Source organism: Mesorhizobium sp. WSM4836 (assembly GCF_055811815.1).
Genome location: NZ_JBVVQF010000001.1, coordinates 264255 through 277161, shown reverse-complemented (window position 1 = coordinate 277161; position 12907 = coordinate 264255). Strand labels below are relative to the sequence as shown.

Here is a 12907-nt window from a genome sequence, read left to right as displayed (position 1 = left end):
CCTCATCCGTCGCCTTCGGCGACACCTTCTCCCACAAGGGGAGAAGGGGGCGTCGGCGCATCTCACGCATTCCACAGCCCTTTCTTCTTCAACTCCTCGATCTCGCGGACGGCACGCTCCCGCAGGCGGGTGTCGCGGATCATCTTGGTCACCGCCGCATCGTCGGACTTGTCGGAGTAGCGGAATTCGGAATCCGCGTAGCGGTTGATCTCCTGCATGACCATGGCAAGCGAGAACGGCCCGCGCAGTTCCTCGATCATCGCTTTCTTGTCGTCGTAACCCTTGTGCATGAAGGCTTCCGGCTTTTCGAACCACTCGTCCGGCAATTCGATGTCCATGGCGCGCATCTTGATGGCGTCGGTGACGTTCTTGATTGCGCGGCCGGTAAAGCGCGGCTCGGCATCCTTGATCATGTGCAGATAGGTGCCGATGTCGGCCATCGTCTTCGGCGCGCCGTTCTCCTTCATGTAGCGCTCATAGACCTTCATCAACCCGTCTTCGCGCGGCTTCTCATGCTCCTCGTAAGCTTCCATCACCGCGCGCTGGATTTCCTGGGCGGCATAGAGCTTGTGGTCGCCGAGCGGGATCTTGTGGTTCTTGCCGGCGAGCAGGACGAAAATGTCGATGTAGTCGTCGCGGCTCTGCGGGCCGTCGACCAGCCAGCGGGCACCGGCGCGCTGGCGCAACGCGTCGTCGACGTTTTCGGGATAGTTGGAGAACATGCCGAAGGAACAGTTGCCGCGCACCACGGTCGCCGCACCTCCAAAGGCGTCCATCAGGACGCCGGTGATTTCCTGTTGGCCAGCCGAGGCGCGATCGTCTGAGCGGCGTGCCGCCACCTGGTCGATATCGTCGATGGTGCCGAAGCCGATGACGCGCGGGTTCAGCACATTGTTGATGAACTGGCGACAGTTCTGACCGGACTTGCCCTGGTAGGAGGAAATCTGGTCGACGCCGAAATTTTCGTAGGCGAAGGGATAGCCGGCGACCTGGCAGTAGCCGTTGAGAAGGCCTGCGATCATCTGGATCAGCGTCGTCTTGCCGGTGCCGGGCGCGCCGTCGCCGATAAAAGTGAACAGGAAGCCGCCAAGCTCGACGAACGGGTTCAGCTCGCGCTCGAAGTCGTAGGCCATCAGCATCTTGGCGAGCTTGACCGACTGGTATTTGGCGATGTGGTTGCCGACGACCTCTTCCGGTTTCTTGAAGGTCATCACCAGCGGTTTTGCCCGCTTGCCAGGGGCGACGTCGAAACCATCGAGGGTAAAATCGTCGACGTCGATGCGGACATGGGCGTTCTCGAACGGGCCGATGCCGTCGAAGCGGCCCTTTCGCGCCAACAACCCATCGATGGCGACACGCGCAAAGGCGCGGCCGCGGGTCATCAGGTCGGCGTCGTCCTTCGAACCTGCTATCGCCCTGTCGAGCCCGGCCACGATCGACTTCACAGCATCCTGCGGCGTGTCGAACAGAAAGTCCGGCTCGGGCATGTCGTTCGGCGCCTCGCCGTCGCTGTCGATCAGCTGGAACAAATAGGAGGCGAGGCTGAAGGCGGAGATGTAGGCAGATGCCGACAGCAGCTTCTTGAAGGTGGCAGCTTCGTCGCCTTCGAGCGGCGCGCGGGCGTTTTTCGCCTGCAGAGTTTCGAGGTCCGAGCCCTCGGCGAAGACGTCCGATATGGCCAGCGCAATGGCCAGCCCACGCCGGGCGCGAAACAACAGCGTGTGCTGCGGTATGGTCAGCAATTGGTCGTCGGGATGGACGGCGGCGACGGTTTTGGCGAGTTCGACCTCGCGCGTGCGGCGCACCGAGCCGACCGAGACGGTCGAAACGAAGCGGCGGTTGGTGCCGGCAAGCGCGGTGCCGGACTCGCGCGATGGGTCTTCCAGAACGACGATGCGGGTGATGAAACTTTGCGCAGTGGCGCGGTGCTTTTCAATTGCCGCTTCCGGGATGGTGGTCAGGCCGGTGTCCATGGAGGATGCTCCGCGATTTGACGGTCAGACGTCGCTGATGACCTGCCCTTTGGACAGGATGTGGACCTTGTAGCCCGAAAAGATCTTCTGTGCCTCGCCGGCGGCATAGAGCGCCTGATAGGCCTCGTGCGGGATCAGCGCATGGTTCTCATAGCTCGACACGCCCTGGCGAGCGGCCTCGAGATCGTCGGTATTGATGAAGAATTCCTGCGTCGTCTTTTCGCTCGAGAACAGTCCCTTGCGGCCTGGCTTCTCGGCCTTGGAAAAGACCTCCTGGATAGTCCAGGTCAGCAGCCAGGCGTTTTCCGGCTTACGGACCTTGGCCAGCACTTCGCTCACCGTCGAATTGTTGTCGGTAATCCCTGCAGAATAGAACGGGCCGAGCACGACACGACGCAGCTGCTTGGGATGCAGCGGTTCGAAATCCTTGTCGAGGTTGACCGCGATGGTCGCCGGCGACAGCGCGTAGGCGGAATTCTTCTCGGTGAAATCGTCGAAACGGTGGGCGAGTTCGGGATTGAGCAGGCCGTCGACCGGCAGCGGAATGTCGACTCTCTCATTGAGCTTGCCGCTGGAGTCGACCAGTTGCCGGATCATGTCGTCGGAGGAATCCTCGACCGTCACCATGTAGACCAGCGGCAGGTTGGCGCTGCCGTCGAAACAGGCCCAATGGACCAGATAATAGGGCCGCAACGTCTTCGGATTGACCGAAACCTTGGCCGTCTGGGCCAGCGTGAACGGGCCAAAGGTGGTCTCGCTCTTGACGTCTTCGAGATAAAGCCGCTCGGCCATCGATTTCTGCAGCGCTTCGGGGAATTCCTTGTGGCGCAGGATGAAGTCCGCCATTTCCTCGCGCAGCTCGTCGGCTACCGGGAGGTTGGCGAGGCGCGCGTCGGCCTGGAGGCGGTCGTTTTCCAGCTCGAGCAGGTTCTGGAAGACCGGAAAACCGCTTTCGGCGCGCGAGATGCGGAACGTCTCGGTGAAGCCCAGCCGGTTGCGCCAGCATGAGAACGACTTGTCGAGCCGCGCAATATATTCGGCGACGATCTTGGCGACGATGCCATGCCGGTAGAGCGGCGAGCGATCGTCGCGCATGAACACTTCGAGGCCGCCAAGTGCCGCCGCGATCGCCGAGAAATAGCGAGCCGCCGCTTCGTTTTCGGGGGTCATGCTGCCAGCCCTTGGGAGCAGTGCACGTGCAGCAATTACGACTGCACGTAATTTGCCGAATTGTGCTTCTTCATCACATCGTCGAAACGGCGGGCGAAGGCACCGTCGGCGAGCTTCTTGCGGCGCTGGATGTCGGCGGTGGCGACCATGTTCTTCTCATGCATTTCAAGCAGATCGCCAATGTGCTTCTGCGAGGCGGCACCAATACCGGCCATGGTCTCTTCGGCGGTGTTGTCGACCTGGCTGCCAAGCGTGTTGATCTTGTGGGCGACATCCTGCTGGGCGGCGGTCTTCAGCGAATCTTCCAGCGCCTTATACAGAACGATGCGCTGCTCGGTATCGATGGTCAGCTTGTTGATCAGCGTCGATTGCGCCGCGATCTGGTTGTTGAGCGAATCGACGAAGGTCTGGAACATCGAGGTGTAGCGCTCCAGCGTCTGGCTTTCGGCCAGCAATTCCTGCTCCTTGGCCTGCTTCTCGTTGTATTCCGTAGCCAGTTTCGAACGCTCGCCTTCAAGCTGCGTGCGCTCCTTCTGGCTGGTCGAGGCGGCGATCTTGTTTTCGATGTCGAGCAGCATCGGGTTGAGTTCTTCGATGCGCTTCTGCACGGTTTCGAGATTGGACATGGTGGTCTTGCGACGCTCGATCACCTGCGACAGGCTTGCTTCGGAGGTTTTGTAGCGCGTGTCGAGAACCTGCTTCTGCGCCTTGAGGATGCCGACGATGGTGTCGGACTTCGCCAGCAGCTCCTGCAAATTGCCGGCCAGCGACATGTTGCGGACGCGGTCGGTGCGCATGCGCTGCTTGCGCTGGCTGGAGAAGACGCCGACGAAACTTTCCCAGCCGGTGTAGTTCTTCATGCTCTCGAATTCAGCGCCGAAGACGTTGGTGGCGTCCTCGAGGCCGATGATCAGGTCGGCGATGTTGCCTTCCATCACCTTCTGCTGCTTCAGCACGTCCTCGATGCGGGCATTCTCGATGTCGAAATTGGCGTCGCCGATCTTCTTGTCGGCGGTGGCGAGCGTGTCGAGCACGGTTCCGGACTGCTCGATCTTGGTGCGCATGTCCTGCACGACCTGCTTGGTCTTGGCAATCTCGGCATCGAAATTCTGCAATGTCGCCATTGGGGCCTCCCGCTTCGGCATCGGTTTCGTTTCGCAAACCGCCGCGAATATATGTGCCGGGTTTGGCGAATGAAAGACGGAAGACATGGGATTACAGGAAAACAAAGAATTTCAGGAGGTGACTTCAGGATAATCAAGTCATGATTACGCTGTAATCGCCGGCCAGCCAGGCACCGCTTCGACCTCGGCTGGACTTTTGCTCGGGAGCGACGCTCAGGGCTTGGGATCGGCTTTGAGGTAGGCGATGACGTTGGCGATGTCATCGTCGCTGGTCAGGCCGGGGAAGGCCATTTTGTTGCCGGGGACCTTCTGCCCGGGCGCGCGCAGGTATTCGGCAAGATTTGCTTCGTCCCAGACCACGCCGGCGGCGCCCGCGTCCTTCATCGCCTGCGAGTAACGGCTGAGGTAACTGTCCGCGGTGCCGGCGGTGCGGCCGACGACACCAAGCAGATGCGGGCCGACCTTGTCGCGGTCGCTCGTTGCCTCGTGACAGGCCATGCATCTGTTGAAGACCTTCTTGCCGAGAGCGGCATCGCCGTCGGCATGCGCGGCAAGAGCGCCGGCGATGAGGAAAGCAGCAGTAGAAGAAATGGCTCGAAGCATGGGAACTCCCGACGGCTCTGGCCGCGGATCAAAATAGGCGGCACGCTTAACAAACGCCGCATGATGGCGGAAACGATTGCTGTTTCAAGCTGTTCGGCGTGCGCCAAGTCAAGGCCGGATGAAACAAATAGCGCTGGTCAGGCTTTGGTGAAGCCGATGAAATCGTCGGGCGCGGCGCGGCCCATTTCTTCTTCCCAATGGCGGCGGCAGAGCGAGACATAGACATCCTTGCCGATCGCCACCTGTTCGCCCTGTTTCGCAACCTTGCCGTCGGCGCCGAGGCGCACCACCATCGTCGCCTTGCGGCCGCAACGGCAGATGGTGCGCACCTCGCGCAGGTCGTCGGCGATCGCCAGCAGGGCGCGCGAGCCGGAAAACAGCTTGCCTTGGAAATCAGTGCGCAGGCCGTAGCACATGACCGGGATGTTCAGCCGGTCGGCGATGCGGGCGAGTTGCCAGACCTGCTCCTCTTCGAGGAATTGCGCCTCGTCGACGAAGACGCAATGCACCGTGGCGTGGTCATGATGCTCGGCGACCCGGGCAAACAGATCGTCGCCGTCCCGGAACATCTCGGCTTCCGTCTCCAGGCCGATGCGCGACGAGATCAGCCCGGTATCGCCCTTGCGGTAGTGGCCGGCGATGAACAGCATCGTCGTCATGCCGCGCTCGCGGTAATTGTACGAGGCCTGCAACAGCATCGTCGTCTTGCCGGCATTCATCGTCGCATAGTGGAAGTACAGCTTGGCCATGCCGTCCTTTTAAGCCGAGTTACAACAAGGCGGGGAGGGGGAGCGCCTACATTCCACCGGGAAAAGGCGACTTCCATCGGGAAAGCGTCGGGAGTGTCGCTGATCGGCCAGCCTGCGCCGTTGTTCGTGATTGCCTTAGTGCTTGAAACCGCAGCAGAATGATGTTTGGCTGACGGAACAAGGCGGAGATAAAACCGCCGCTTCGCTTCACCGAGAACTGAAATGGGAGAATTTTCATGTCGCGTATGAGTTCATTCGTCGCCGGCCTCGGCCTGGCGGCTTTTCTATCCACGACTGGGGCCTTTGCCGGCGATCCGGAAAGCTGCAAGACGGTGCGGCTGTCCGATGTCGGCTGGACCGACATCCAGGCGACGACCGGCATAGCCTCGGTTCTGCTCACCGCACTCGGTTACGAGCCGCAGGTCATCCAGCTGTCGGTGCCGGTGACCTATGCGTCGCTGAAGAACAAGGACCTCGATGTGTTCCTTGGAAACTGGATGCCGTCGATGACCAACGACATCAAGGACTATGCCGCCGAAGGCTCGGTCGAGACCGTCAGCGAAAATCTCAGCGGCGCCGGCTACGGCATTGTCGTCCCGACCTATGTCGCCGATGCCGGTGTCAAGACGCTGACGGATCTCGGCAAGTTCAAGGACAAGTTCGACGGCAAGATCTACGGTATCGAGGCCGGCAATGACGGCAACCGCATCATCCTCGACATGATCAAGGATCCGAAGACCAATCTCGAAGGCTTCGAACTTGTCGAATCTTCCGAGGCCGGCATGCTCACCCAGGCCGAGCAGTCGATGAAGAACAATGAATGGATTGCCTTCCTCGGCTGGACGCCGCATCCGGTGATGGGCGCCATGAAGATCACCTATCTCGAGGGGATGGGCGACAGCGGCTTTGGCGCCGCCACCGTGCATACCAATGTGCGCAAGGGCTACATGAGCGAATGCCCGAATGCCGGCAAGTTCATCGCCAATCTGAAGTTCAACCTGGACATGGAAGGCGAGATGATGGACGCGATCCTGAAAGGCGGCGACGCCAATACGGTCGCGACCGACTGGCTGAAGAAGCACCCGGACGCAGTCGCTCCCTGGATCGCTGGCGTCACCACCTTCGACGGCGGCGATGCGGCGGCTGCGGTGAAAACGGCGCTCGGAAGCTGACCCGACCATCTGGCATGACGAGACAAGGGGCAGCCACGGTAGAAATGGCTGCCTTTTTCATATCCTGTGACAAGATGACCGTCCGGCAAGGACCGCGCCGGCAGAAGAAGGGCTAGATGGATCCGATCTCCAAATTCCTGGTCAGTTACAAGATTCCCATTGGGGCATGGGGGAAGGCGTTTTTCGGCTTTCTCACCGAAAATTTCGACACCGTCTTCAGGGCTTTTTCCAACAGCCTCAACTTCCTGCTCGACGGCATCGTCGACGGGCTGCTGTTGCTGCCGCCGGTTCTGCTGATCGCCCTGATCGCCCTGCTTGCCTATTTCCTGCAGCGCTCGAAAGGCCTGGCTTTGGCGGTGTTCATCGGATTGCTGTTTATCCTCAACCAAAACCTGTGGAAACAGACTGTAGAGACGCTGGTGCTGGTGGTTGCCGCCGCCGCCGTCTCGATGGCCATCGGCGTTCCGCTCGGCATCTGGGCCGCGCACAAGCCGAAGGTGTATCGGGTCATGCTGCCGGTGCTCGACCTGATGCAGACGCTGCCGACCTTCGTCTACCTGATCCCGGTGCTGACCCTGTTCGGCCTCGGCAACGCGCCCGGCCTGATCGTCACCATCATCTTCGTCATCCCGACCTCGGTCCGGCTCACCCATCTTGGTGTCACCTCGGTGCCGAAATCGATTGTCGAGGCGGGCGAAGCTTTCGGCGCCACCAAGCGCCAGCTGCTGTGGAAGGTCGAGCTGCCTTCGGCACTGCCGACCATCATGGCCGGGCTGACGCAATCGATCATGCTGTCGCTGTCGATGGTGGTGTTCGCCGCCCTGATCGGCGCCGGCGGGCTCGGTACAGAAATCAACCGGGCGCTCGGTTCGCGCAGGATCGATCTCGGGCTTGAGGCCGGCCTCGCAATCGTCGTCCTCGCCATCGTGCTCGACCGGATGACGCGCATTGGCGTTGGAGGCAAGAAATGACCGTCGCCGTCGATTTCAGGAATGTCGACATCGTCTTCGGCGCCGACCAGGCCGGTTCGCTGGCGCTGATCGACAGCGGCGCCACCCGCGCCGAGATCCTCGAAAAGACCGGCAACGTGCTGGGCTGCGCCGGCGCCAGCCTCACCGTGAACGAGGGCGAGATCTCGGTGCTGATGGGGCTTTCCGGCTCCGGCAAGTCGACGCTGCTCAGAGCCGTCAACCGACTGAACGTCGTCTCGCGCGGCCAGGTGCTGGTCAAGGACGGCGACGGCACCGTCGACGTCGTCACCTGTGACGAGGCGACGCTTCGGCGGCTGCGGCAGAAGCAGGTGGCGATGGTGTTCCAGCAGTTCGGCTTGCTGCCGTGGCGCACGGTCGAGGAGAATGTCGGCCTCGGCCTCGAGCTCGCCGGGGTACCCGAAGCCGAGCGCAAGGAGCGGGTGAGCAAACAGCTGAAGCTGGTTCATCTCGACCAGTGGTCGAAGAAATACGCGCATGAGCTTTCCGGCGGCATGCAGCAGCGCGTCGGCCTGGCGCGCGCCTTTGCCACCGAGGCGCCGATCCTGTTGATGGACGAGCCGTTCTCGGCGCTCGATCCGCTGATCCGGACCAAGCTGCAGGACGAGTTGCTGCAGCTCCAGGCCGAGCTGAAGAAGACCATCATCTTCGTCAGCCACGACCTCGAGGAGGCGCTGAAGATCGGCACCCATATCACCATCATGGAAGGTGGGCGCATCGTGCAGACCGGTGCGCCGGAAGACATCGTGCTGCGGCCCGCCAACGACTATGTCCGCGACTTCATCGCCAATGTGAACCCGCTCTCGGTGCTGACCGCCTGGAACGTCATGCGCGACCGCCGCGACCTCGAGCACGGCGAGGATGGCTGGGTGTGGCTCGACCGGCGCAAGACGACGCGCTTCAAGATCGACGAGCATGGGCTGGTGGCGGCGGCCGAGCGCGACGGCAAGCCGGCGGTATGGGTGTCCTGCGCCGATGTCGAAGCGCAGCCGGAAGAGACGGCGCAGGTGTTCTGGGCCAATCCCGGCACCTCACTGAAGACCGTAATGCTGGCCATGCATCGCTCGCAGACCGCACCGGTGGCGCTGTTCGACGACCAATCGCGCTTCGTCGGCGCCATCGGCGTCAGGGATGTGCTGAGCGCGGTGCTGCGGCGGTAGAAGATTGGCATGTCCGCCACCATAACCATCAACTGTGAGGACGCTACCGGGCCGCTGAGGCAGCTCTACGATTGCATCAAGATTGTCGCCGCCGGCGCGGCGTCAGGCAAGGCGCCTTGAAGCGGATTTACGATCGGTTGTCCACGCCGCGAGCCGCGCAAGCTGCGCTCGGCCTGGTGATCGTGATTGCGATCCGGTCGATCCTAGAGTTTTTCAGAATCGGCGGCGCGATCGGTGCGCCGCTAAGCATGGAGCAAGTTTTCTACGTTGAAGGGGCGCTCGCAGCGTCGACTGCCGCGCTCATCGTGCTTGTCTTGCATGCGTTCGGGCGTCATGGTTGGGCAACACTCCTCACCGCCGCAGCCATCGTTGCGCTGCTGGCATGGAAGATCGTTGTCATCCACTGAAGATGGACGGTACGGAGCAAATCGCGTGCATCGCGAGGGCTTTCACGGGTGCGATTCGCGGCTACCGCGAGGCATCGAGTCGCGGCGCTGTCCCTCTCGTCGGACGAAGGCGGGGGTAGGCCGTATTCTCGCTTGGCTGGAAGGCAGCCAAGCCTTACATTCGGATCGTATCGCGGCCGCGTGGTTAGGCGCGTGCCGATGGGGAGTTCAAACGGGGTACGTGGCAGAAATGATCTTCCGTCAGCTCTTCGATTCCGTTTCAGGCACCTACTCCTATCTGCTCGCCAGCCGCCCGGGCGGGGAAGCCCTGATCATCGACCCGGTGCTGGAGAAGGTCGATCGCTATCTTCAGCTTGTGCAGGAACTCGACCTCAAGCTGGTCAAGGCGGTGGACACGCATCTGCACGCCGATCACATCACCGGCCTCGGGGCGCTGCGCGACAAGACCCATTGCGTCACCGTGATGGGCGAGCAGACCAAGGCCGACGTCGTCTCGATGCGGCTTTCCGACGGCGACAAGCTCACGATCGAGGGGTTGGCGCTCGATGTCATCTACACACCCGGCCACACCGACGATTCCTACAGTTTCATTTTGCCCGACCGGGTGTTCACCGGCGATACGCTGTTGATCCGCGGCACCGGCCGCACCGATTTTCAAAACGGCGATCCGCGCCAGCAATACGAGTCGATTTTCGGTCGCCTGCTCAAGCTTCCCGACGAAACGCTGATCTATCCCGCGCATGACTACAAAGGCGAGACCGTCTCGACGATCGGCGAGGAAAAAGCCTTCAATCCGCGCCTGCAAGTGAAGTCGATGGAAGACTACGTCGAGATCATGAACAACTTGAAGCTTGCGAACCCGAAGATGATGGACGTCGCCGTGCCGGCCAACATGAGGATAGGGCTTCACCAGGAAGAGATCGCGCGGCGCGGCTGGGCAGTGACGGCCGAGCAGGCGCTCGCGCTGGTGGGACAGCCCGATGTCGCGCTGATCGATCTACGCGAACGCTCGGAGCGGGAACGGCACGGCATCATTCCGGGGGCGCTGCATGTGCCTTACACGACGCTGCAGGAGAACATTGCCGCGGGCGGAATGCTGCATGAGCTCGCCAGGTCGACTAGCAAGCGGCTGCTGTTTTACTGCGCCTTCGGCGAGCGCTCCGCAATGGCGGTGCAGGCGGCACAGGATGCTGGAGTTGCCGGCGCCTGCCATATCCACGGCGGCATCGACGCCTGGCGAAAGGCGAGTGGCCCGCTCACGCGTTAGCCGGATCGGGCTTACGCCGCCAGCGGCAATTTCAGCTCCGTCAGCAGGCCGCCGTCGGGGTGATTGGACAGGCTGACTTCGCCGCCGGCGCTGCGGGCGATGTTGCGGGCAATGGTCAGACCGAGGCCGAGGCCGCCGGTCTGGCGGTTGCGCGACTGCTCCAGGCGCACGAACGAGCCGAACACGGCGTCGAGCTCGGCCTGCGGAATGCCCGGCCCCTCGTCGCGGATCGCCAGCGTGATGGTCCTGTCCGATTTGCGCAGGCTGAGATGCGCTTTCTTGCCGTAGGTGACGGCATTCTGGACGAGATTGGTGACGCAACGCCGCAGCGCGACCGGCTGCGCCATGCAGATCAGGCCGCGCGAGCGCGCATCGTCATTGTCGAACGAGACCTCCTCGTAGCCGTCGGCGACCGATTCGACGAGCGACCAGAAATCGATCCTTTCGCTCTTTTCCTCCGTCACTTCGAAAGTGGCGAAGTCGATGACCGAGCTGGCAATGCCTTCGATATCGGCGAGGTCGTGCGCCAATGCGGCGCGCACGGTCGAATTCCTCAGCAGTTCGAGGCGCAGCCGCATCCTGGTCAGCGGCGTACGCAGGTCGTGTGCGAGCGCGGCAGCGAGATGCTCGCGGTCCTCGACATAGGCCCGCAGTCTCGCCTGCATGGCATTGACCGCCTTTGCCGCGGTGCGCACCTCACGGCTGCCGCTCTCGGCGATCGGCGAGCTCTTCAGATCCTCGCCGATCCGCTTCACCGCGGTCTCCATCGTCCGGTAGGGCGCCGTCAGCCGACGCAGCGACCAGATCGAGGAAGCCACCACCAGCCCGGCGATAAAGGCATAGAGCGGCAAGCTATCGAAGCTCAGTACCGGTCCGGCCGGTGTGTTCGGCTCGGTGAAGTTCAGCCATTGGCCGTCGGCGAAGCGGAGCGAGGCCGTGAGCTTGTCGCTCTGGGCGAAATCGGCCGCCAGCACCAGCAGGTCGCGCTCGACCTGACCGATATCGGGACCCGCGACAACCCCATGGGGGACGTCGGCTTCGTGCGTCGCCGGATCGCGGCGGACCCGCGCGTCGGTGACGCCGAACTTCGATAGCCGGCCGACCAATATGTCCTCCAATTCGGCCAGCTCGTCGTCGCCGGCTATCGAGGAAGTAACAGCGGGCGTGTTGGAAACGGTGAGCGCGTAAGTGGCGTTGAACAGGCCGGAGGCCGTCGCCTTGCGCTGGTCCGGCGTGGCATCATGCATCAGCTGCACCAGGGAGAAGGCGCGGTCGTTCAGCCGGTAGAGATCGACGACGTCATTGGCGGCGGCACGGTCGCGCGAAACGATGTAAAGGGTCGCGATCTGGCTGATCAGCAGGCCGGCGATGACGATGAGCAGCACCCAGACCGGCAGCGTTTGCGGCAGGATGCGTCTCATTCGGAGGTCGTCTCGGGCAGAAACTGATAACCGCCGCTGCGCACGGTCAGGATCAGCTTCGGCGTTTTCGGGTCGTCCTCCATCTTGCGCCGCAGCCGGCTGACCAGAATGTCGACGCTGCGGTCGAAACTGTAGCCGCTGTCGCCGCCGGAAAGCTCGATGAGCTGCTCGCGGCTCAGTACGCGTTGCGCGCTCTTGACGAAGGTCTGCAGGAGATTGAATTCGGCCATCGTCAGCTCGATCCTGACGTCGCCGGGCGCCATCAGCCGGCGGCGCGAACAGTCCATCGTCCAGCCGGCGAAATGGTAGATCTGCCGCGAGGCGGCACGTCGTGGTTCGGTGGCGCCATTGCGCCTCAAGACGGCACGGATGCGTGCAAGCAGCTCGCGCGGATCGAAGGGTTTCGGCACGTAGTCGTCGGCGCCCATCTCCAGGCCAACCACGCGGTCGGTAGTTTCGGTAACCGCCGTCAGCATGATGATCGGTGTCGAATAATTGGCGCGCAACTCGCGGCAGAGCTCCAGCCCGCTCTTGCCGGGCAGCATGACGTCCAGGACGATCAGGTCGACGTGGGCGCGCCGCAGGACGGTCTCCATCTCGGTGCCGTCGGCTGCGACCGATGTATGCAGCCCTCGCTTCTGGAAGAATTCCTGAAGCAGGTCGCGAATGCCCTTGTCGTCGTCGACGATCAGTATGTGGGGGTCGGATTTCACAGGAAACCTGTCATTTGTGGGTCGCCCAAGCGGTGCTTGGCCGTCAGCCAGACGATAGAATTCAGGCCACAAGTTGGCTAGTGGAGATCGGCGGCCCGATCCGGGCTACCCAGAAACAATCCAGAAACAAAATTCTACAATTCGGAAAAACTGCCGAAA

At 62.1% G+C, this 12907-nt stretch carries 12 protein-coding genes; 5 read left to right on the top strand and 7 right to left on the bottom strand.

Annotation, left to right across the window (positions count from 1 at the left end):
- Positions 1–62: 62 nt before the first annotated feature.
- From AC0L2P_RS01475 to AC0L2P_RS01455, 5 genes are all read right to left on the bottom strand, one after another.
- Positions 63–1973 (bottom strand): AAA family ATPase, encoded by a 1911-nt coding sequence (locus tag AC0L2P_RS01475; protein ID WP_473499471.1) that lies wholly within the window; start codon positions 1971–1973, stop codon positions 63–65.
- A gap of 24 nt (positions 1974–1997) precedes the next feature.
- Positions 1998–3143, bottom strand: a complete 1146-nt coding sequence (locus AC0L2P_RS01470; RefSeq protein WP_473499469.1) for a hypothetical protein — start codon at positions 3141–3143, stop codon at positions 1998–2000.
- Between the two features lie 35 nt (positions 3144–3178).
- Entirely contained in the window at positions 3179–4267 is a 1089-nt protein-coding gene (locus AC0L2P_RS01465; protein ID WP_473499467.1) for a hypothetical protein, read from the bottom strand.
- 213 nt (positions 4268–4480) lie between these two features.
- A complete protein-coding gene (locus AC0L2P_RS01460) occupies positions 4481–4870 on the bottom strand; it encodes a c-type cytochrome (RefSeq protein WP_473499465.1) in 390 nt (129 codons plus the stop codon).
- Between the two features lie 137 nt (positions 4871–5007).
- Positions 5008–5619 carry a thymidine kinase gene (locus AC0L2P_RS01455; protein WP_473499463.1) on the bottom strand — a complete coding sequence of 204 codons (612 nt, stop codon included), beginning with the start codon at positions 5617–5619 and terminating at the stop codon, positions 5008–5010.
- 236 nt (positions 5620–5855) lie between these two features.
- Here AC0L2P_RS01455 and AC0L2P_RS01450 point away from each other — a divergent pair, with 236 nt between their 5' ends.
- The 5 genes from AC0L2P_RS01450 to AC0L2P_RS01430 all read left to right on the top strand — a co-directional run bounded on the left by AC0L2P_RS01450 (position 5856) and on the right by AC0L2P_RS01430 (position 10614).
- On the top strand, positions 5856–6791 hold the full coding sequence (locus tag AC0L2P_RS01450) for a choline ABC transporter substrate-binding protein (protein ID WP_473499462.1): 936 nt from the start codon (positions 5856–5858) through the stop codon (positions 6789–6791).
- A gap of 116 nt (positions 6792–6907) precedes the next feature.
- Positions 6908–7762, top strand: a complete 855-nt coding sequence (gene choW, locus AC0L2P_RS01445; protein WP_473499460.1) for a choline ABC transporter permease subunit — start codon at positions 6908–6910, stop codon at positions 7760–7762.
- Complete coding sequence (gene choV / locus AC0L2P_RS01440; RefSeq protein ID WP_473499458.1) at positions 7759–8940, top strand: choline ABC transporter ATP-binding protein; 1182 nt, start codon at positions 7759–7761, stop codon at positions 8938–8940. The genes choW and choV overlap by 4 nt, the downstream gene beginning before the upstream one ends.
- A gap of 116 nt (positions 8941–9056) precedes the next feature.
- On the top strand, positions 9057–9347 hold the full coding sequence (locus AC0L2P_RS01435; protein ID WP_473499456.1) for a hypothetical protein: 291 nt from the start codon (positions 9057–9059) through the stop codon (positions 9345–9347).
- Positions 9348–9576: 229 nt separating this feature from the next.
- Positions 9577–10614, top strand: coding sequence for an MBL fold metallo-hydrolase (locus AC0L2P_RS01430; RefSeq protein WP_473499645.1), 1038 nt, complete (start codon positions 9577–9579; stop codon positions 10612–10614).
- A gap of 11 nt (positions 10615–10625) precedes the next feature.
- On the opposite strand, the gene AC0L2P_RS01425 is transcribed toward AC0L2P_RS01430, so the two are convergent.
- Both AC0L2P_RS01425 and AC0L2P_RS01420 read right to left on the bottom strand, forming a co-directional pair.
- Positions 10626–12035, bottom strand: a complete 1410-nt coding sequence (locus AC0L2P_RS01425) for an ATP-binding protein (RefSeq protein WP_473499454.1) — start codon at positions 12033–12035, stop codon at positions 10626–10628.
- On the bottom strand, positions 12032–12748 hold the full coding sequence (locus tag AC0L2P_RS01420; RefSeq protein ID WP_473499452.1) for a response regulator: 717 nt from the start codon (positions 12746–12748) through the stop codon (positions 12032–12034). The genes AC0L2P_RS01425 and AC0L2P_RS01420 overlap by 4 nt, the downstream gene beginning before the upstream one ends.
- Between the last annotated feature and the right edge of the window lie 159 nt (positions 12749–12907).